The 21,535-nt window shown below is 36.3% G+C and carries 13 protein-coding genes and 4 tRNA genes; 7 read left to right on the forward strand and 10 right to left on the reverse strand.

Annotated features, from left to right (window positions below; genetic code table 11):
* Positions 1–377 precede the first annotated feature (377 nt).
* The 5 genes from EV695_RS06295 to dksA all read right to left on the reverse strand — a co-directional run bounded on the left by EV695_RS06295 (position 378) and on the right by dksA (position 4,566).
* Positions 378–1,250, reverse strand: coding sequence for a DMT family transporter (locus tag EV695_RS06295; protein ID WP_131905110.1), 873 nt, complete (start codon positions 1,248–1,250; stop codon positions 378–380).
* Between the two features lie 223 nt (positions 1,251–1,473).
* Positions 1,474–1,779: a BolA family protein gene (locus tag EV695_RS06300; RefSeq protein ID WP_131905111.1), complete on the reverse strand. Its 306-nt coding sequence runs from the start codon at positions 1,777–1,779 to the stop codon at positions 1,474–1,476.
* Between the two features lie 131 nt (positions 1,780–1,910).
* On the reverse strand, positions 1,911–2,885 hold the full coding sequence (locus EV695_RS06305; RefSeq protein ID WP_131905112.1) for a hypothetical protein: 975 nt from the start codon (positions 2,883–2,885) through the stop codon (positions 1,911–1,913).
* A gap of 73 nt (positions 2,886–2,958) precedes the next feature.
* Positions 2,959–3,906 (reverse strand): tRNA glutamyl-Q(34) synthetase GluQRS, encoded by a 948-nt coding sequence (gene gluQRS / locus EV695_RS06310; protein ID WP_131905113.1) that lies wholly within the window; start codon positions 3,904–3,906, stop codon positions 2,959–2,961.
* Positions 3,907–4,116: 210 nt separating this feature from the next.
* Positions 4,117–4,566 (reverse strand): RNA polymerase-binding protein DksA, encoded by a 450-nt coding sequence (gene dksA, locus EV695_RS06315; protein WP_131905114.1) that lies wholly within the window; start codon positions 4,564–4,566, stop codon positions 4,117–4,119.
* A gap of 287 nt (positions 4,567–4,853) precedes the next feature.
* On the opposite strand from dksA, the gene ligA reads away from it, so the two are divergent.
* The 7 genes from ligA (at position 4,854) to EV695_RS06345 (ending at position 10,784) form a co-directional block, all read left to right on the forward strand.
* Complete coding sequence (ligA, locus tag EV695_RS06320) at positions 4,854–6,911, forward strand: NAD-dependent DNA ligase LigA (protein WP_131905115.1); 2,058 nt, start codon at positions 4,854–4,856, stop codon at positions 6,909–6,911.
* A gap of 75 nt (positions 6,912–6,986) precedes the next feature.
* Positions 6,987–7,062 (forward strand) — tRNA-Gly (locus EV695_RS06325).
* A 254-nt stretch (positions 7,063–7,316) separates the two neighbouring features.
* Positions 7,317–7,389: transfer RNA gene (locus EV695_RS20125), tRNA-Cys, on the forward strand.
* Between the two features lie 123 nt (positions 7,390–7,512).
* Positions 7,513–7,586 (forward strand) — tRNA-Cys (locus EV695_RS06330).
* 81 nt (positions 7,587–7,667) lie between these two features.
* Positions 7,668–7,754: transfer RNA gene (locus EV695_RS06335), tRNA-Leu, on the forward strand.
* 279 nt (positions 7,755–8,033) lie between these two features.
* Positions 8,034–9,668 carry a S41 family peptidase gene (locus EV695_RS06340; protein ID WP_131905116.1) on the forward strand — a complete coding sequence of 545 codons (1,635 nt, stop codon included), beginning with the start codon at positions 8,034–8,036 and terminating at the stop codon, positions 9,666–9,668.
* Between the two features lie 90 nt (positions 9,669–9,758).
* Positions 9,759–10,784: a hypothetical protein gene (locus tag EV695_RS06345; RefSeq protein ID WP_131905117.1), complete on the forward strand. Its 1,026-nt coding sequence runs from the start codon at positions 9,759–9,761 to the stop codon at positions 10,782–10,784.
* Between the two features lie 220 nt (positions 10,785–11,004).
* Here the strand turns inward: EV695_RS06345 and EV695_RS20470 are convergent, their stop codons facing one another.
* From EV695_RS20470 to EV695_RS06370, 5 genes are all read right to left on the reverse strand, one after another.
* Complete coding sequence (locus tag EV695_RS20470) at positions 11,005–17,457, reverse strand: RHS repeat-associated core domain-containing protein (RefSeq protein WP_165874636.1); 6,453 nt, start codon at positions 17,455–17,457, stop codon at positions 11,005–11,007.
* Between the two features lie 513 nt (positions 17,458–17,970).
* Complete coding sequence (locus tag EV695_RS06355) at positions 17,971–19,059, reverse strand: PQQ-binding-like beta-propeller repeat protein (RefSeq protein ID WP_131905119.1); 1,089 nt, start codon at positions 19,057–19,059, stop codon at positions 17,971–17,973.
* 220 nt (positions 19,060–19,279) lie between these two features.
* Positions 19,280–19,690: a hypothetical protein gene (locus EV695_RS06360; RefSeq protein ID WP_131905120.1), complete on the reverse strand. Its 411-nt coding sequence runs from the start codon at positions 19,688–19,690 to the stop codon at positions 19,280–19,282.
* A gap of 330 nt (positions 19,691–20,020) precedes the next feature.
* Complete coding sequence (locus tag EV695_RS06365; RefSeq protein ID WP_131905121.1) at positions 20,021–20,671, reverse strand: hypothetical protein; 651 nt, start codon at positions 20,669–20,671, stop codon at positions 20,021–20,023.
* Positions 20,672–20,701: 30 nt separating this feature from the next.
* Positions 20,702–21,514 carry a PoNe immunity protein domain-containing protein gene (locus EV695_RS06370; protein WP_131905122.1) on the reverse strand — a complete coding sequence of 271 codons (813 nt, stop codon included), beginning with the start codon at positions 21,512–21,514 and terminating at the stop codon, positions 20,702–20,704.
* Positions 21,515–21,535: the final 21 nt, after the last annotated feature.

Consider the following 21,535-nt stretch of genomic DNA (forward strand, 5'->3'; position numbering starts at 1 on the left):
CCTGATACTTAAAAAAAGCGCTATTTTGACATATTTGGGCACATAACCTAACTGATTTTAATAGCCTGAGATATAAAACATACTATTTTTGTTGGTTATTACGATCTGAGTCATGAAAGTTTTCATTTATCGAAATTTGTCATTAAAAATACTTGATAAGTTAGTAAATAATAATATACTGAATTTGTCTATTTGTTTCATTCTTTTTTATGGGTATGTAACAAGAATGGTAATAGACAATTTAATACCCTCCTAGCGGTTGGCGCTCCTCTTTGGGGCGTCTTTTTTTGCCTAAAATAAATAGCCAAAAATATCGCTGTAAGTAGGGGGGTGCCTTAAGAATAAATCTAAATTCATATTTTCATCATGGGTGATGTTTAATTTTGCAATGAACGCTTCTTTTCACGATTTGCTATTAAGAACGAAGACATTCCTGCAGCGATCAAGATAATCAAACCGATAAAACTCAAATGATCTGGCCATGTATTAAATACCACTACACCAAAAATGGTAGCCGCCACTAATTGAATATACACAAATGGGGCAATGACACTTGCTGGTAATTGACGGCTTGCTTCTATGATTAAAAGATTACCAATAGCGGATGACAATGAACTAAGTAATATCAATAGTGAAAAATTTATAGTGAGTTCTGGTACCTCCTTAAGGCCGAAAGGTGCTAATACAAAACTGCCAATCACCAGTGTTGAAATTAAAATCAAACGCGGTCTAAAAGTGCCTGCGAGCCATCTATTGGTCACGAGAAAAAAGCCGTAAAATGTTCCGGCCATAACAGCATAAATCATGCCTGTACTCATACCGAAACCAGGTTTTATGACTAATAAAGCGCCGCCAAAACCCACAAATAACAACGTAGATCTCGCTAGTGTAATGGGCTCTTTCAGAAAAATCGCGGCAATAAAATAAGATAAAATAGGGCCAATAAAGAAAGCACCAAATACATTGGCTATGGATTCTGTTTTAACCGCAGTCAGAATAGAAGATACAGAGGCGATGAAAAGAGCTGCGCGAATAAGTAGCCGCCAGTTAAAGAAATGACGTAATTCTGAAAGTTTTAATCCGCTGAAAGGCAACAAACATAAAGCGCCAATAGCAAATCTAGACCAGGCAACAAAAATGGGGGTTACTCCCTGTTGCATGAGTAATTTGCCTGCTGTATCTCCCAATGGTATAAGCGTCATCGCTAATAAAATCATTGCAATAAATAGCAATTTATTATTTGAAGTCATTGGTGAAAACAGCCTATTTTAAAACGTCATTGAGCAACTAAAGGAACAAACCAGGTCAAAGAAATAGATACAAAAATTAATTAAAGAAGTAAATTGAAGAAGCTATTTGTAATAGCTATTTGAAATATCTAGTCGAAGAAATACTTTGTGTAACTATTTGAAGTAACTGAGAGGCGAATGAGAATAGTAACTAAAAAAACGCCTGTAAGTAGGGGGGTGACCTTTATTTACTTCCACCTTCACATTGAGGAGAATCTGCAACTTTTCCGGCTTTTTCAAAGTATTCACTTGGTGTCATGGTATGCAGTGCCAATGCATGAATCTGTTGTAATTCATCGGCAAGAGCTGCATTGATCATGCGATGACGGGCAATTAACATTTTTCCTTCAAAAGCATCACTTACCGCGATAACTTTAAAATGAGACTCGGTCGCTGGACCGCTATGCATGTAACTTTCATTGATAACTTCCAATACTTCAGGAGCAAGTGTTTCTGTTAATTTTTCTTCAATGGTTGTCTGCATATTCATAATTCTGGCTCTTAATTCATAACACTCGGGTAGGAGTGGCTATTATGCGGTCTAGTCAAATTTAAACAAGGTGATATTGATTTACGTTAAAGCATTAAATGTAAATTATTATTCTCGAACCAGTGAGCCAATCATGTCGGTTTGGGGTAGACCAAATATTTATTAAATGTTTTGTCACTGATTGCTTTGGCCAGTCTGACTAAAATGGCGGTTAGTAACAAGGCGAATAATACGCGGAAATAGAGCGCCCCAGTAATATCTGCGCCAAGTAACATGATGAGTAAAGTGTCCTCGATAATGCTGTGGCATAAAGCTAACAGCGTGAGTGATCCGAAAATATCCATTTTGGAAATGCGTCCACTTTTTGCTTCATTGATTAAAAGTGACCCGCCATAAACAACGCCAAGCGTAATACCGATAATAGTGATTGAGGTGGTTTTTTCGCCTAAGCCTAATAGCTTTAATACAGGTTTGAGTAACCAGCTCATGAGTTTTTCAATCCCACTGCTTTTTAGTAACCGTAAAAAGATAACCAAAGCGCTAATAACAAGAAATACCTTAAATAATGTTTCTAATTGCAACATTAACCATCCCATTAATGAATCATTTGTGCTGACTTCGGGGTTGAATAACGAGGTGCTTGGTGTGTCTAAGTATCCACCCAAGCTGTAAACTTTGTGACAGATAAAGCCTAAAAGTAACGCACCACCCACTCGCAATAACAATAAGTAGATAACCCGAACTCCCGCTTTTTGGGCGATGCGTAACTCAATAGGTAAAGCATGTGCATATAACATCATCGCACCAAGTACGGTAACTTGAGCGACTGTTAAAGGTTGCTCGATAGCCATGGTGACGTAGATGATCATGCCGCCGTAGATATTACTGATTAATGTTGTTGCCCAGACCAATCCCATAGAGGCAGGTAAGCCAACCATTTGCATAATGGGTTCAAGGATAATGCCTATATATTCAATGCCACCCAGTTCTTCAATGATTTTGACAACGATAATGATAGGGATCATTAGCTTGAATAAGTTGTACGTGATAGCAAAGATTTCTATCACCAGGCTTTTCAGCCAGCTTATAAAGACGGTGTATTGCATAGGGTATATTTCATTAAAGAAGTCAAAAATAAATTCTTATTTAATGTATTCGCATCAAATGAAGACTGGAAGTCTAGGTGAATTTAGTAGGTTTTGTCATGACTTTTGGAATTTTGTCATTATCCCAATGTTGAAAAGCCCATTTCCATAAATCATTTATTGATTCGAGGTTAGAACGTTTCGGTGGATTCTGTCCCAGAAATTCAAGCGAGGCTAGTAATGATTCCATTTTTTTATCGCTTGAATCATTATCTGTGAGCACAGGTGGGGAATGATTTTGTTTGCTGAGTTTTTTGCCATCAGCTGTAACTGCTGTAGGAAAATGCAGGTATTCTAGTTGTGGATAACCTAGTAACTGCTGTAAAAAGATTTGTCTTGGCGTGTTGTCTAATATATCTGAACCACGAACCACTTGATTGATTTCTTGAAAAGCATCATCGACAACAACGGCTAACTGATAAGCAAATAAACCATCTCTACGTTTTAAAATAAAATCACCAATTTCCTGTTCTATGCTTTGGCCGATAACGTGGGGCTGACATAGATCTTGGAAACATATTTCCTGTTTGTTGGTTTTTACCCTGATGCTGGGATTTTGTATGTCCGGATTGTTAATACCATTTCTACAAATGCCAGGATAGAGGTAACCGTAGGTGCTAATGTCTGATAAAGACTGCAGGTATTTACGTGTACAACTACAGGGGTAAATGTGATCTGATATGCGTTCTAAAGCAGTTTGATATCGTTCTGTTTGTTCGCTTTGAAAAAGGATATCGCCATCCCATGCAAAACCAAAAGACTCAAGCGTTTGAATAATGGATTGTGACGCGCCTGGCTGTTCGCGCTGAGTGTCAACATCTTCAATTCTTAAAAACCATTTGCCGTTGTTTTGTGTTTTTGCCGCTAGATAGCTGGCAACGGCAGCGACCAAAGAGCCAAAATGCAAAGGTCCAGTGGGTGAGGGGGCAAATCTGCCTATGACTGAATTGATTTTCTTTTGTGATTGATGATTAAAACCCATTGATACACGTTAGATGATCTAAGTACTAAAAACAATGTTCGCTTTAATTTAACAATCATTCAACAGCAATATCTGAATGATAAAAGTCAGCGTTAAAAAAAGCCCTGTAAGTAGGGGGGTGACTAACGCACATAATTTAATCCAAAAAAAAGGAGTGACAGCTGAAACTGTCACTCCTTTAGAGATTGATGTAATCCGGATTACATCAAGTTAAGCGATTTGCTTTTCTTTGATCTCTTCTGTTGTTTTACAGTCAATGCAAAGTTCTGCAGTCGGACGAACTTCTAGACGTTGTAGTCCAATTTCTATGCCACATGCATCACAGTAGCCGTAGTCATCGTTATCTACACGTGTAATCGTTTTGTCGATTTTACGTACCAGTTTGCGTTCTCTGTCGCGTGCACGCAGTTCAAGCGTAAACTCTTCTTCTTGAGTTGCTCTGTCAGCAGGGTCAGAAAAGTTACTCGCTTCTTCTTGCATGTGGCCCATGGTGCGATCTACTTCTTCCATGAGTGCTTTTTTCCAGGCAATTAAGATACTTCTAAAGTGCGCAAGTTGGTTTTCATTCATATATTCCTCATCTTTCTTAGGAACATAAGGCTCAATACCGTCAACAGGTAAAGCGGACTTGCGTGTTATTGGCGTGTTATTTGTTGCCATACTTCTACGTCTCCTTGTTTGCATTTTGCTTACCATAGTTATAAATGTAACCATGTTGCGGCAAAATTTTACGCGCGTATTGTACCTGAATTTTCTGTTAGGTAAATTAATACTTTCAATCAAGCATTTTTAAGTTATAAGTTATTCATAACATTAGTCTTAATCAGTTTAATATTGATATACTTTTCTACTAACGGGGCTTTTACTGCGCTTATTGACTGTTTGATCAGTGCCGATACAGCATTCAAAGGCCATAAAGTTGAATCTTTACTGAAGAAATCCTCCCTATGTCTAAACAAGTATCACCCAATGTACCTGAGTCTGTTCAACAGCGCGTTGCAGAACTTCACGAAATTTTACACTACCATAATCATCGTTATTACGTTCTTGATGACCCTGAGCTTCCTGATGCCGAATACGATAAATTATTGCGTGAGTTGCAAGACATAGAAGAAAAATACCCAGAAACGTTAACCGTAGAATCTCCTACACAGCGTGTTGGTGCTCTGCCACTCAGCGAATTTACGCAGGTAAAACACTTGGTGCCAATGTTATCGCTAGGTAATGCGTTCAATGAAGAAGAAGTATTGGCTTTTGAAAAACGTTTGTTAGATAAATTGGGTGAGAAGGATATTACCATCGAGTATAGCGTTGAGCCTAAGCTTGATGGATTGGCAGTGAGTTTATTGTATGAAAACGGCGTGTTGGTTCAGGCTGCTACCCGAGGTGATGGCGAAACAGGGGAGAACATAACAGAAAATGTCAGAACCATTAGACAGGTGCCACTTAAATTAAGCGGCAAAAATATTCCACAAAGACTAGAAGTGCGTGGCGAAGTGTATATGCCGAAGGCTTCATTCGAAGCGCTAAACAATAAAGCCAGAGAAAATGGCGACAAAACCTTTGTAAACCCTAGAAATGCAGCCGCAGGTAGTTTGAGGCAGCTCGATTCGAGAATCACAGCTTCACGAAATCTTGCTATGTATTGTTATGCCACAGGTTTAATCGAAGGGGGTACGTTAGCTGCTAATCATAGCGATGCTATGAAACAATTAGCAGACTGGGGCTTGCCAATCTGTCCTGAGAATAAAGTCGTATCAGGAGCGGCAGGGTGTCTGGAATATTATAACGAGATCGGCGACAAGCGAGATAGCTTGTCTTACGAGATAGACGGTGTCGTGTTCAAAGTGAATTCTCTGGAATTGCAAAATAAGTTAGGTTTTGTGAGTAGGGCGCCTCGTTGGGCAATTGCCCATAAATTTCCTGCTCAGGAACAAATGACGTTAATAAACGATGTAGAGTTCCAGGTCGGAAGAACAGGCGCATTAACACCCGTAGCTCGTTTAGAACCGGTTTTTGTTGGTGGCGTCACTGTTACCAATGCAACCTTGCATAATATGGACGAGATCAAACGTAAAGACGTACGAATAGGTGATACCGTCATCGTAAGAAGAGCAGGGGATGTGATACCGGAAGTGGCTAGAATCGTCCCTGATAAACGCCCAGCGGACGCTAAGGAAATAGTAATACCCTCGCACTGTCCTGTATGCGATTCTACCGTCGAACTTATTGAGGGAGAGGCTGTTGCTCGCTGTACAGGAGGTTTATTTTGTCCGGCACAAAGAAAAGAAGCGATAAAGCATTTTGCCTCGCGTAAGGCGCTGGATATTGATGGGCTAGGCGATAAGCTGGTTGAACAGTTATTCGATGAGAAATTAATTAAAAATGTCAGCGATTTGTTTAGTTTAAATGAAGAGAGTTTAATAAAGTTAGAACGCATGGGTGAAAAATCTGCGCAAAACCTGATCAAGGCCCTAGAGGATAGTAAGCATCCAGTGCTTGCCAGGTTTATCTATTCACTGGGTATAAGAGAAGTGGGTGAAACGACCGCCAAATCATTGGCAAATCATTACTATTCGTTAGAAGCAATAAAAGCAGCCGATTTAGATAGCCTACAAAGCGTTGATGATGTTGGTCCTATAGTTGCTAACCATATCGTTACTTTCTTCCAGCAAGAACATAACAATGAAGTTATACAGGCTTTGTTGGATGCGGGAGTTGAACCTCAAAATCCAGAAAAAAGACAATCAACAGAAAGTTTACCTCTAGCTGGGAATACCTACGTGCTAACTGGAACACTTGAAAAACTGAAACGAAATGAAGCAAAAGAACAATTAGAAGCATTAGGTGCAAAAGTAAGTGGCAGTATTTCAAAAAATACTACAACTTTATTTGCAGGAGAAAAAGCCGGTTCAAAGCTCACAAAAGCCGAGGAATTAGGCGTTCCGGTATCTGACGAAAATGAGTTGATAAATCTTTTAAAAAAATTGCATTCAGATGCTTGACAGTTTTTAAAAGTAACCTTAATATACGCGCCTCGTTGAGACGGCTCTGGTGGCATGAGTTGTTGATGATACGAAGCGGGTGTAGCTCAGCTGGTAGAGCACGACCTTGCCAAGGTCGGGGTCACGAGTTCGAATCTCGTTACCCGCTCCAAATACAAAAGCCAATCATTTTATTATGATTGGCTTTTTTGTTTCTTGAGTGTTACTTCATAGTTTAAGAAGGAATATTTAAGAAATAATGTAGAGATTATTCAGTATTTTTTATTATTAGTTGCTTAGAGATGATGATGAAAATAGGTGCTGAAAATTTATACAAATTACTTACCCCCCAATGGTCGTCATAAAAGGTGCCGTTGATCATGGTGAGTATAGTTTGAGCAAAGGCTTTTATTTATATTTGTTCACGGCTGGATGGCAGAGTGTTATGCAACGACCTGCAACGTCGGATACCCTGGTTTAATTCCAGGTCCAGCCTCCAAATTTAAATAAGAAAGCCTTAGGATTAATCATTCTAGGGCTTTTTTATTGAAGTAACAAAAAGGTTTGAAATAGGCATTCCATCCGTTAATTTTTGATGCTATCATCCCGCCCCTAGTGAAAAGGTTGAGTAGCAAAATGGTTATGCAGCGGTTTGCAAAACCGCCTATCCCGGTTCGATTCCGGGCTCAACCTCCACTTTTTAAAAGTGTGACTGAAAACTGTGTTAGCCAAACACTTAAAACTTAGGCTAGATTTATAAGACCATCTAAGTAGTATGCCCAGGTGGCGAAATTGGTAGACGCAAGGGACTTAAAATCCCTCGGTGGCAACACCGTGCCGGTTCGATTCCGGCCCTGGGCACCATATCTTTCTGGATAAATACAATCTCTTGTAAATTCTCTTCTGAAATCTAACTAAACATTGTTTGTCAATTATTGTTCATGATTTTGTATCTCTGATATTTTCTTCAAATTCTAAACTTTTCTGTTCAATTTTGCTCAATGATTGAGCAAGTGCTACTAACTAATTATTATATCAACCAATAGTATATTTAATTTCAAGTATCCTCATGATAGTCTGTGATATTTTTAATATTGTTTCGAATAAACAAAAGTTTATAACCATCACATAGAAGAATTTTGCATGAGTAAAGATATTTTCAAAACTATTAGATTAAATGTATTACTGTTTTTGGTTTCGTTTTCTGTTATTGCATGTGGCGGTGGTTCAAGTACAGATTTGGCCAGTGGTTCAGGTTCTTCTAGTTCGTCTTCAACTTCAGGTGGTTCGGGAGTTTCTTTAATATCTACGGACAACATAACGTGGCAAAAAGGTATATACAATTCATCTGGAGAATTTGCTGGACTTTGTGAGATCCCAAGAGAAGAGTTAGATTTGGTCTCTCAACAGACATTGTACCCTGATGTATTGGGTAGCTTAAATGATGAAAAAAATTGGCTAAGGTCCTGGAGTGATGAAAATTATCTTTGGTATAATGAGATAGAGGATATGAATCCTGCTTTATTTAGCACTCCTTTAGAGTATTTTGATCAGTTAAAAACTTTCGAAACCATATCATCAGGAAAACAAAAAGATAGATTTCACTTCACTCAGAACACAGATGTTTTTCTTGATGAGGCTGAAACTGGACTAACAATAGGCTATGGCTTCACAGTTGTCCTAACATCTAATCAAGTGCCTCGTGAAGCTGTTATTGCATATACACAGCCAAATACGGTTGCTACGAGTGATACAATTAATCTAAAACGTGGAGACAAAATATTAGCGGTTGATGGAATTGATATAATCAACACTTCTTCAGATGATCTTTCTTTGGCAAATGCTTATTTAGGATTATTTCCTGAAGAAGTTGGAAAGTCTCATACGTTTACTATTCAGGAAAAAAACTCTAATACTATTAGAGAGATATCTTTGACTTCAGCTTATGTAACTTTACAATCTGTGCAAAATAATAAAATTATTGAGACAGCCGAAGGGAAAATAGGTTACTTTTTATTTAACGAGCATATTGAAACCGCTGAATCTCAATTAATAGAAGCAATGTCTATATTCCATAGTGAAGGGATTTCTGATCTGGTTCTTGATATTCGATATAATGGTGGGGGATTAATTGATATAGCTAATGGTTTGGCATCGATGATTAGTAGTACTGAAAAAACTAATAATACAACGTTTTCTATACCAACATTTAATGATAAACACCCTGATATTAACCCATTTACTGGTGAAGAAATCACAGGTACTAATTTTTACCAAACTTCTAGTGAAGACTTCACTCTACCTCATTTGAATTTATCTCGAGTATTTGTTTTAACAGGAGAAGCTACATGTTCTGCCAGTGAATTAATTATTAATGGGTTAATAGGAATAGATGTTGAAGTCATTCAGATAGGCTCTTCGACTTGTGGAAAACCCCATGGTTTCTATCCTACTGATAATTGTGGGACTACTTATTTCAGTATTAATTTTAAGAGTGAGAATAATAAAGGCTTTGCAGAATTTGATGACGGTTTTGCGCCGATAGATAATACTTCTTCAGTGGGGGCAGTTTTACTTTCAGGATGTTCGATTCCAGATGATTTTACTAAAGATTTAGGAGATCCGGAAGAAAGCCGATTAGCGGCTGCTATTTTTTATAAAGAAAATGGAGAGTGCCCTGATATTACTCTAAGTAGACAATCTAAATTAATAAAAAAGAATGAGATTCCTTTCAAACCTTCTTGGTTGAATAACGCTATAGGTACAATAAGAAGATAAAGTAAATGAAGAACCCAAAATAATTAGAGAAAGTAAGATAAAACTTAGCTATTTGGCTCTAATTAAATTATTTATAGATGAGGAGGGACAATGAATAAAAACACTATTTCCCCTTATACTCTCGACTCTCTAAAATATGAATTAACCTCAGAATCTGCGTTGGCTGTCTACGTTGTTTTGCCAATCTGTTTATTAATTATCATTTATGATTATCTCTTAGGTAATGGTGTTGTAATTTCATCCTTACCTGAAAACCCTTCATCACTCGCTTTATATAATATGTTATTTGGTCTTCCACATATCATAGCAGGTCATTCATTGGTTCTTAATAAAGAGCATAGGGGGGCACATCGGAAAAATATATTATTAGGATCATTTCTGGTGATAATGACTATTGTCACTGCAAGTTATTTATTACCCCTTTATGTGAATTTAACTGCCTTTATCATCATTACATTAGTCCATGTCTTAAGACAACAATTTGGTTTAGTAAAAGTATTTTCTTCAGTTGGGGGTGTTTTGGTAGATTTATGGACTTGGTTAGCTATCGGTGTCGTTGGAACTTTAGCTTTTGTTTTTGCTGCAAAAGCACAACTTGATCCAGATATCATAAAAATTAGTTATATTTTAGTTTATTTACTCAATATCTGTTTTGTGGTTTTAGGTTTTTTCTTATATAGAAAGGTAGTTTCAACAAAAGGTAAATATTTTTTCTTAGTTAATTTGTTATCAGTTCCACTAGCAACATTTTTTTATTTTTCTGGTTATACATTTTTTGCAATCCTTACAATTAGAGTAATACACGACACAACTGCATTCATGATTTACCTAGTGCACGATAAAAACAAGAATTGGTCCAAGCTTTCTAAATTAAATGCAGGTTTTATTTCTTTTTTTACGGTCGTTTTGTTTAGTATTGCTCTTGCCTTTATATTAGAAAATTATCTTATAGATGTGATTGTATTTTTTACAAAAAGTCATTTGTCATATGCAATTATGAGTACGATCACGCTTTCTGTCATTGTTTACATTGAAATGATGCATTATTACTTAGAATCCAAGATATGGAAGAATTCATCTTCTTGCAGAAAATATGTAAGGTTTAACGTTCAATAATTGCATTCTAATAGTTTAAAATTATAGTGTTATGGCGATTATAATTGCTAGTTCAATTTCTACTTCATCAATTGTAGAGGGGGGGGTGAAATTGATAAGTGCGTAACATTACAAAATACATTTTTATAGTTCTCATCGATACTATCTATTTAACTTTGACGAGCTCTAAAGATAGATATTCACAATCTATTATCTTATTCTTTAGACGGCTTTAAAGCCTCTATGGGGCAAGGGTTGTATCATCATCTCCAGGCTCGGGATATGGAGGTGCATATATATGAACTCTAGAAGGGTCATCTACAACCTCTATATTTTCACTTGTGTATGTTTCTATAAAAGTATTTTCGGTCATACTATTACTTACAGCACCCCAAACCGCGCTAGCTGGAGTAAATCTGTTTATATTACTGCCTGCTTTTTTTATTACATCTCCGATTTTTCCTCCAATTTGATCACCTAAATCTTCTGTTTTACCTCTATTAAAGGGAGAGTATTCCCAGATTTCTGCGTCTTTACTATTATTTTGTTCTTGAGTAACGTTAACACTATTAATTGCATCTGCACCGTAAACAGCTGACAAGTAATTAGTTAAGTTATCTAGCTTGGGTGTAGGGCTATCTTTGATAGAAGAATGTGAGTCTAGAGCAATGCTGATTTCATCATTTAATGCTGTAGATCCATAGAGTTTTTCGGTCCCAGGTGGTGTAGGTATTTTACCATTGCGTTGTATTTCGAAGAGCTCATTAGCCATATCTACCGCATACTGCGCTTTTTCTGAGTCTGATAGCTCCTCTCTATTACGCCACTTTGCCCCAGAGAGAAAATCTAAAGAATGATCGGTGATTAAATTTTCTTGTGTAATTAATGGGTTTCTATAAGGAGTATTTGTAATTTTTCTAGGATCTAGACTGATAACAATTTCTTTATTAAAATTTTGACCATTTTGTATATGGACATCTGCACCTGTTGATTTATTATGAATTTTGATTTCAATATTAACTAATTCATCTCCAATATAGGTTCGTTTGATTTCTGTAGAATCGTATGTTGCATCCCAGATATCCTTTTCAGTTCCAACACGAGTCCTTGCTCTGTTGCTATATTTATAAGTTTCGATATCAGTCTCAGTATATCCATCTGGAGTTTGTTCTCTTACTGTATGTCCACTGTTTTCTATGCGTCCTTCATATCCGACCATATTAGCCCAAAAAATTGACCCATGTCCGTCGGCTCGATTTTCATAGCCGTTTTCTATTGTTCTAGTTGAAACCTGCAGTTGATCTAAACACTCAGAAAATCCAATACCACTATCACCATCTCTTCCATCATGGTTAGATACTGGTTCAGAAAGTTTTGGTAATCCCAGATTTCCATATCCACCTTCCATATCCCAATCATTAAGTGGTGTATTATCCATTGCGCGAAAGTAATTAACGACATTAATTGCTAGATCTGCATCATCTGCTATATATGTTTTTTGAACACCGCTATAATCCATATCCCTGATTTGAGCATAAAGTTGTGCTGCATCAGGTTTTATTTTTCCATTGTCATCAAAGATAGATTCAGGTAGTGGTACCCAATCAGGAAGATTATCTACGTAACCTTGTATTTTTTCCGTACTTTGTTCAGATAATCCAAGCCATTTTGATATGCTTGTTTCCCAAGATATTCCGTTCTTATCTAATGTATAAGTCGAAATTTCATATTTACCATCTTCGCGTTTAGTGACTTTTGTCTTAATAGCACTTTGTGTTTGGTAATTATCAGGGATAGTTAATCCTAATGCAGAGGTTACTAATCCTCCTGCTTTACCAAGATTACTATTCCCTATTTTTTTAATCCTGTCTTTCAATTTATCGCTAGTGTTTACATCTAAAAAATCTGATAAATTTAAATCTATACTGAAAGAATCCCGTGTTATTAACTCAATATTACTTCCGACGGAAAGATTGGTAATTCTATCAACCAGTCTTTCTTCCCCGAATAGAAGACCATCATGATATAAGTCATCAAAGATAATTCCATCAGCCTGGGCTTCTGCAACATAATCAGGTGGTGTAGCACCTTCACACTTATCAACAGGAGGGGGGTCTACTACTGTTGGTACTGGCTCAGAAGTGTCTGTATCCGTAACGATGATCTCCTGACCAATGTAAATCAAGTCTATGTCATCAATAAAATCTTCATTAAGTTTGATAAGGTCTTCAAGTGGTATGCCAAATTGCTCTGCCAACTCAGACAGAGTGTCGCCACATACCACAGTATAGCTAGGATGGAATTGTGCAGTATCACCTTCTAAGGGTATAAGTAGCGTATCCCCAGCCCTAATTTGGTTTATGTTTTCTATGTCGTTTAAAATTTGTAGCCTATCTGTCGATGTTCCATGGGCTATGGCTATATTTGCTAAGGTATCTCCACTTGCTATTGTATATACAGTAGTGATATCGGGTGCTTGATTATTGTCTGTTACTTGAATGTTCGCTGTATTTGAGCATTGATTTGCGGTTGTTTGATTTAAAGCGGATAAAGGACTGGTATTAATAGAACTGCAGCTATTTGTACTAGGCTTAAGACTATCTCTAAGATAATCTAATCGACTGTCATTTGGTGCAAGACCTAAACGATCGCTTAGCTCTAGAGGATTGTTTTTGACGTATGCATAAGTATTGATACCACCTTTGAGCCCAATAGGATCGCTAGTAATATAGCGACCAGTTTCAGGGTCGTAATCTCGTAAATAGTTATAATGAGTGCCCGTTTCCTGATCTTCGTATTGCCCTGGAAGTCTAAGATTTATTGCAATTGTGTTGTTGGTTACAGTTGCTTTACCAAAAGGTGTGTAACTCGCCTTCCAAACAGTCTGTTTTTGGTCATTACTAGCAGCCTTAGGTGTGCCTAAAAGATCGCTATGGATGGCATACAGTTGTTTATTTTCAAGCTTTGCAATGGGTTGTTTGTTAAGGTAAATGAATTGATTGAAAGTCACCCCCCCACTTACAGGGACTTTTTCTATTTCAGTAGTTAAAGTATGACCATCATATAGATAATAGGTTGTTTTAGATTGCTTGCCTCCCGAATAACTGACCTTCTTAATTCGTTCCCCAAAGCTGTTGTATTGGTATTCTGCCAATAGTTCATGGTTATTCGTGTCGTTGTCTTGTACCAGTTTAAAAACTTTTACAGGTCTTTGATTTGCATTGTACTCGTAGCTGAAGAAATCACTTGTCTCGGGGCTGCCGCTCTTATTGTATTTTATTGTATTGCTGTCACCATTGAATAGTTTTTGTAATCCTTGGGGAAAATCTTTTTTTATTGTTGATATGCGCTGTGTGTTTTTTGGTTGTTTACTGTTGGTTTTGCTTTTTGCTTTAGTGTTGTCTTCTGTTGATATTTGAAGGTCAGGTATTTTTATTTTTACATCTTGAAACTTTTTAGAGTATTTTTCAGCTAGCGTTATTAGTTTTCTATTTTCTGCTTTGGATGCGATAGTATTAATCTTTGTGTTTTCAGAAGTATTAGCTTTATGTAACTTCGAATTGTCGTGCTCTTCATTTTTTTCGTTTAAACGATGTCCTACTTTTTTATACTGGCCCTTTGTAGAAATGTTTTTAGAAATAGTTAATTGTCCCTGAGTTTTATTTTTAGATAAAAGCCGATTACCTTTTGTTTCTTCAGGATATTCATAACTATCTGCTTTTACAGTGCCGTCGTCGAGGTGGACTCTATGGGTACGATTGCCTACCTTGTCGTAGCTAAACTTATATAAGCCAGTTAGTGTGTCTGCATAAGACAAGCGTCCTTGGTCATAATCATAGCTTTGCAGAGTACCGTTTTCATCAATACCAGTGATATTGCCTTTTGGATCATAGGTATATTGAAGTTTTAAGGTATTTGCTATTTGTATTCCCTGTAATTGTCCATCTTCCCTATAGGTATATTGGGTCTGTAAGCCGTTGTGTGAAAGGTAGCTGCTTTTACCGTCTGTTGAATCATGGTCTATTTCACTAACAATGTTTTCTTGCTTCATACCAAATAGGCTTTCACGGGTAATAGCGCGAAGTTTACCTGTTTGATGATTATTTTCGTTACCAAGATCACCTTGAGCATAGTAGTGATAACGAAGTGTTTGACCATCTGGTAGATGCTTTTTGTACAGTTTGTCTTGCTCGTTGTATTCGTAGCTTGTAGTGAATGACTCTGTATCTATTTTTCGTGTATGGGTAATCAGATGGCCTTCATTATTGTAGTCAAAGGACTCTGTAGTGTACTTGTTCGAAGTACTTGCAAGTTTTCCTGTATTCACGTCATAGGTGAAAGTTGTTATACCATCGGTGTTTTCATTGCTAATGATTTGGTTTGCTGCATTCCATTGATAGGTGGTTATATTGCCATCCGCATCCGTGCGTTGAATGCGATTACCAGATGCGTCATAACTATATAGATTCGTGCCTGTATCAGGGCTGATATGTTGCACTGTTCTGCCAAAGTCATCTTTCATGACTTGAGTTTTATTATCTCTGGGATCTGTCAGAGCGGTATTTTGGCCTTTATTGTCATAACTATATTGGGTAGCAACATCCCCAGGTTGCGTTACGCTAAGCAATTGTCCAAGGTCGTTATAATTTAAATCTATTGATTTGTTGTTCTTTGATACGTGGACTAGCTGACCTTTGTCATCATATTGGTAATCTATTTCTGACTCATCATCAAGGGTTTTAATTTGGGTTTTAGCTAAGCGTCGTTGGGCATCATAGAGATAGCTAATAGAATTGAGTACATCACCATTAGAACCTATAAGTTGAGTTAGCGTTCGACGACTTTCAGAGTCATGAAGCTGTTTTATTTTGCGCCCTTTATGATCACTTATCGAACTTAATCGATCGGCATCATCGTATTTCAACGTACTAACATCGCCATCAGCGGATGTGAGTTTTGTCAGGCGACCTTCGATATCATAGGTGTATTGTATGCTACGTTGGCGTTGTTTTATTTCTGATATTTTGCCTTGAGGGTTATAGCTGATAAATAAAGGGCTTTGGCTGGATTGCTGTATTTTGGTGGGACGTCCATTCACATCATATCCAAGCACATTAATGATCTGGCCATCTGCTTGAGAAAGCGATTGAATGCGATTTTGCTCATCATAACTCAGCTTGGTCAGGTCTTGAACATCATTTCTAGGTCCGTCAATAAGAGTTAAATTACCCTGTGAGTATTGTAGATTTGTCGTGCGTTCTATCGTTTCGAAACTACCATCAGGTAATGGGCTAAATCCTGTTTCTGTCAAACTCACTGGTAACTGCTGTTCGTTATAAGTTACTTTGGTAACATGTTCTCCATTACTATTAACACTGGGTCTTGCAATGAGTGTAGGGCGGGATAAATTACCATCATATTCGTATCTTGCAATAAGTGTTTCAGTTGAGTCCTTCAACTTTTTAACAATTTTAGTAGTACGTCCTAATGCATCGTAATCATAAACGATGATATCCCCTGATTTTGTGTCGGTAGAGGTCGCAATCTGGTATCGGTCATTATAGGTATATATTTTATTAGTAGGTGGGCAAGTTACACAACCTGGTCCTTCGCTGCTTAGTAATAAAAATTGGCTGATTGAGTCATGAAAGCGCCATGTATAGGTGTTTTTCTGCCCCAGAGAATTGGTTGAAATGGTCGTTCCTATTTCCCCCATGACTTCCGGGATACGGTATTCCAGGGTTACCTTTTCAGCGCCATCCGCGTGGGTAGATAAGTTAGCACGTCCTTCATCAGTGTATGCCCATGTGGCATAGCGAACACCTGATCTGTTTGTAATACCTGTTAAGTGATTGGGAAAACCAATATCTTCATAATGATAAATTCGGCTCGTACCATCTGGGTAGGTGGCTTTAGAGAGATTGTGATCAGAGTCATAGCTATAAGAAATCACTCCGCCATCGGGTAAGGTTATAGATTGTAGATGGCCTGCTAGTTCCAATTCATTGCTTGCATCTTCATAGAAATTAGCCAGCGCACTGCTGCCTTCAGAGTAGTTAAAGAGGAGGGTGCGTCCTTTGGCGTCTGTTACTTGTGAGAGTTTTTTATTTTGTGCTTTTCCTGTGTACTTTAAGGTATAGCTATGATTTCCCGGATAGACTATTTTAGTCGGAAAGTTACTGTTAAAAATAATTTGTCGACCGTCTTGTAGAATCCAGGTTGGCCATTTACCAACCCGTCCAACTGTTCCGTCTGAAGGAGATACTGCTCGATAGACTTTTGCTTTTGGGTCCAATGTAAAAATGATACGACGACCATCACTTTGATTTATTTGTATTGTTTTTTGATCGTCTGAGTACTTCATTTGTACATCAAAAGAATGACTCCAACCTAGACCAATTCCTGTATCAGTTGAAATATTCAATGAGTTGTAATGACGTCTAAATAGTAGAGAAGCGATTCCATTTGCAGGCTGGTAATCAATCTCATTTTGGTATTTATTACCCGTAATGATACTAATAGGGTTACCGTTAGTAGCGGAAGGGTTATTCGAGGGTGGTGCGCTAGCAGGTGATTGTTGTAGGCATGGATTTTCTCCTGAAAAAGGAGACCCGCTTGACGATGAACTTTGACCTGATCCTAGTGGACATGAAGCCGCAAAAGATTGTATTGGAATTAAGAAAAAAAATGACAAACAAAAGAGAGTGATCTTTAGGTGTTTGAGCGATTTTTTAAAATCCATATTCTACCTTAATTAATTGTAAATACTGGGGAAATTCAACTGGTCTTAAAGCTAGTTTGTATTATTTGGTAAAGTATCAATCAAAGAAAAATTATGATACATATAATTCGCATATTTAGTATAAAAGTAGAAAATTTATACAGCACCTTCTTGTGAGTTACATAAAAGTGCTCGAAAGTAGGGGGGTGGCTTAAAACTACGCACTACTTTAGGGCAATTTTTTTATTTCACCATTGCTTCCTTAAAAATATGATCTTGCTATTTTTAAAATAAATAGTGTACTAACCATAGATAGAAGGTGTGGGTATGCGGATGTAAATTTTTTTAAATTATATTGCATTTAAATCAGGATTTATCCTGAGAAAATTAAACAAATATGTTCAAAAAGTAGATAAGAAATGAATCTCAAAACAAGATATGTATTTACTTTGATTAAAGTGAAAACTGGGGTCAAGTAGATGTATGTTATTGGTTTTCTAAGATATAGATATTACTATCACAGTCAATGATGTACATACGATCATCATGAATAATAGGTGCTGAATTTAATGCGTTTGAAGCTTTCGAAATGATTTCAAGGTCAATTTCAATATCTACTAAACATTCAAGTTCGTGGTTATCGGTATTAATTACGCCAACTTGAGGAAGGTAGGTTTTTAAAATTTCATCGTAGCCGTTACTGGCAAAATATAGATAACCGCCATTTGAAAGATAGTTTTTATGAGTGCTAGCTCGCAGGTGAGGGTAATCAGATATAAAATCAATTTCTTTTTCAATAACACCAGAGATTGGGTTTACAACTTGGAATATGCTGTCACCAAAAGTATATAGCTTTTTACTTTCTTTGCTGTATTGATAAATTGGGTATAAAGGTTGTTTGAGAATCTCCCAGAGAACTTTACCCGTATTAACATTCAATCCAACCAGGTTGTAGTGGGTATTATTCTGGTATTCACCTTGGTTATGATATTGAAGTCCAATCACAAGAATATCATCAACGACTTGCATGTAGTGACGCCCACTCGAATCGTCATTAAAATCAAAGCGCCATAGCTCAGTATCTGTGTTTGGACTAATACGTTTTAAACATTTGTTGTTTGAACTTTCATCGCTAAGTAAAAGGTCGCCATTTACTATAGAATATAATGTATTTTTATAATTCCATTGATAGTAAGTATCACAAGATGATAATGACTTTAACTCATAACTGTATGACCATTTAGGTTTTCTTGTTAGGGTAGAGCTTAGGCAATAGGTATCATCGAATATCAGAATATTCTTCTCGTTCGTTGTACAAACTTTCTCTAATGAAAAGTTATCAATGTGTAGTTTTTTTAAGGTATTGCCATAAGAGAGGTAAAGGTACTTTTCTGATATAACTTTAAAAATATTTCCTTTGCCTAAATCTAGCAAAGGTGAAAAGTCATTTGTGGATAGAATTTTGAGGGTATTATTCTCTTCATAAATAGCTAAATATCCACTGTTCAGTAATTTTTCGGCACCTTCAGTATTAAAACCGCCCCATGCATATCGCTTATAAATTCCTTTCCACATATTTATTTTGCCAAAAATATTGTGTTGAACTGGTTGTCTACGTTTTCAAAAAGGCTTTCTATTGAACCACCATACTTATCCAAAGGAGTATGGATAATATCGGGGTCAAATTATTTTCGTTAAGACAGAATCGAAACTCGGTGCATGGGTTGATTATTGGGACAAAAATATTGGTGTCTTTAAGAAATTTTATAAAGAATTCTTTGATTATTATATTGTTTTACCAATCAATAAATGGAAATAACTCTCTGAAACGCCTCTCAATATGGGGATTTTCTTCAAGTGCTTTTAACGCCTTCTCCCTTGGTACTGCATCACTTACAAAGTCATCTCGCCTTTTATAGCCAATACCTTCAAGCGCATAATCCTCTATTTTCGTGTGTTTCCAGTAAGGGTTAAAACCCATTACTGATAACGGCTTAAAATCAAACTTATTCTCTATATCTAAGATGTCCCAAAAATACAAAGGAACATCTTTTTGAATTTCTATAACATGATAAATCCACTGTTTAAATTCATTAAAATCCAATATTCCAGATACAAGACAAGCTTTTGCAAAACCAACATCATCACAATCATTTTTTCCAACCGTAGAACCATATTTACTGCCCTGCAATCTTTGCTTCTCCACCAATGTGATCCGTTTTGCTGTGAACTATCTTATCAACCAATTGTATTCTTCAACCATGTTGTTGATAATGCCATGTATAATTTGAAATTTTAGCATTTTCTGATTGAATAGCATTTAATTGGTCAGCATTAAATATAGATCTTGGCTCTGGTTTACAATAAATAGGTCAGCAATAATAATATTATTAGGTCATACCTTTTAGTTATTAAAAAAGTTCCTGAAAGTAGGGGGGATAGAGTGTTCTAATTATTTAAATTTATTCAAGTTTAAGTTTATGAAAAACTATGGTGTGAGGTAAGTTAATTTTAAATAAGTACCCTAGGATTAAAATTAGTAATTATTTGCATGCTCAAATTTTTTCATGGGGGTATTTTCATATTTAGTTACAAGCTTATTCCAGTGAGAATATAGTTCACCAATAGTAAGTTCATTAAACTTATTATGTCCGCGTATTTCTAAGGTTCTTTCATCTTCAACTTTCATAAATCTTATATGCATTGAATAGTTTTGATCACTAGGATTAAAGTGACTGAATTCAATCCAAGAAGCAGAATTTTTATTAGATTCTATTGGTAGAATATACTCGCCTGTCTTTAGATCAATTAATTCAAATACATCTTTTGCTGTTTTATTTTCTAGAAGACTTTTTAATGTAGAGTATCTTTCTGGGTTGTTTTTCATATCTTTAATATAAGATAAAGCAATATTTTTAGTATCGTTTTCAAACGAGGTACTAACTTCAAACATTAGTTTATAAGTATTAGCATCTATAATCCTAGATGATGCTTTTGGTTTGTTAGATTTTATATCTGCGTTAATTAAACTGTTTTTCTTTTGTTGATTTAGTGCAGCTGATTTATTAGCTTCTAAGTAATAAATATATTCACCTTGAGGTTCCCTTCCAATGAATAAGTCTTCTACGGTTGCAACATTTGTAGAGATAGTAGAAATGCTGAAAATCACGATTAAGTTTGGAATCATTTTTATACCTAAATTTAAGAAAATTAATTTTTAGTTTTTAAAATGAACTAGATCATCTGGATAATATTCATTATCTCGGAAGGTTGTATCATCTATATCAAAAAACTTAACAACTAAGGCAACTTCCCAAGCCCAAAATCCTTTATAAGTAGCGTTTTTTACTTCTAGCTCTTTATATAAGGTTTTGTTGGTAAGTTGTTTTTGTCTATGTATACCTAGTGACCCCAACCCTTTGAGGTTGGAGAGTAACTTTCCCCAGTCTTTTAAGTATAATTCAACAAGTGTGATACGTTTATTTTCATCAGCATCAATTATTTGGTCTAATAAAGTAAAAGTTTCTGGGTTACCTGAAATGTTCGAAATTTTTCGATCTTGTTGAAAGCGAGATAAAACAACATCTAGTAAACGGTCTTCACTTTCTGGTGCAAGAAAAGGGGCTATTTTTGAGATCTTATCTTTATTAATACCGAAACAAATAAACCAACTGAGTAGTGTATATAAAGATAAAATACGATGTGGGCTTACAAGTTTACCAGGATAGAAATATGTTTTTCCCATATAGCCTTGTTTTTTAATTTCTTCCGCAACCCAGACATACCTGTCTATTGCTTCCAAGGCACGTTTTTCTAATAGACTTAAGTCATCACCTCTAGAATACATATAGGTGATATCCTCAATATAATCATTGGTATATCCACCTGTTAATGCTGCAAAATTTCGGGGTTTTGTAGGGTCTTCATTTACTTTTTTATAAACAGCTATTTTATCTGTATTATGTGTATATTGTTGTTTTAGGTTCAAAATGTCATCAAACCACTCTCTGGGTTTTAATTTATCTCTCATAATTTCTGTCTGTCTTAAAGT

Source organism: Cocleimonas flava (assembly GCF_004339015.1).
GTDB classification, from domain to species: Bacteria; Pseudomonadota; Gammaproteobacteria; order Thiotrichales; family Thiotrichaceae; genus Cocleimonas; species Cocleimonas flava.

Bases quoted from the DNA above. Each gene is read 5' to 3' on its own strand.
- EV695_RS06295 (WP_131905110.1), bottom strand. From the start codon at position 1,250: ATGACTTCAAATAATAAATTGCTATTTATTGCAATGATTTTATTAGCG.
- EV695_RS06300 (WP_131905111.1), bottom strand. From the start codon at position 1,779: ATGAATATGCAGACAACCATTGAAGAAAAATTAACAGAAACACTTGCT.
- EV695_RS06305 (WP_131905112.1), bottom strand. From the start codon at position 2,885: ATGCAATACACCGTCTTTATAAGCTGGCTGAAAAGCCTGGTGATAGAA.
- gluQRS (WP_131905113.1), bottom strand. From the start codon at position 3,906: ATGGGTTTTAATCATCAATCACAAAAGAAAATCAATTCAGTCATAGGC.
- dksA (WP_131905114.1), bottom strand. From the start codon at position 4,566: ATGGCAACAAATAACACGCCAATAACACGCAAGTCCGCTTTACCTGTT.
- ligA (WP_131905115.1), top strand. From the start codon at position 4,854: ATGTCTAAACAAGTATCACCCAATGTACCTGAGTCTGTTCAACAGCGC.
- EV695_RS06340 (WP_131905116.1), top strand. From the start codon at position 8,034: ATGAGTAAAGATATTTTCAAAACTATTAGATTAAATGTATTACTGTTT.
- EV695_RS06345 (WP_131905117.1), top strand. From the start codon at position 9,759: ATGAATAAAAACACTATTTCCCCTTATACTCTCGACTCTCTAAAATAT.
- EV695_RS06355 (WP_131905119.1), bottom strand. From the start codon at position 19,059: ATGTGGAAAGGAATTTATAAGCGATATGCATGGGGCGGTTTTAATACT.
- EV695_RS06365 (WP_131905121.1), bottom strand. From the start codon at position 20,671: ATGATTCCAAACTTAATCGTGATTTTCAGCATTTCTACTATCTCTACA.
- EV695_RS06370 (WP_131905122.1), bottom strand. From the start codon at position 21,514: ATGAGAGATAAATTAAAACCCAGAGAGTGGTTTGATGACATTTTGAAC.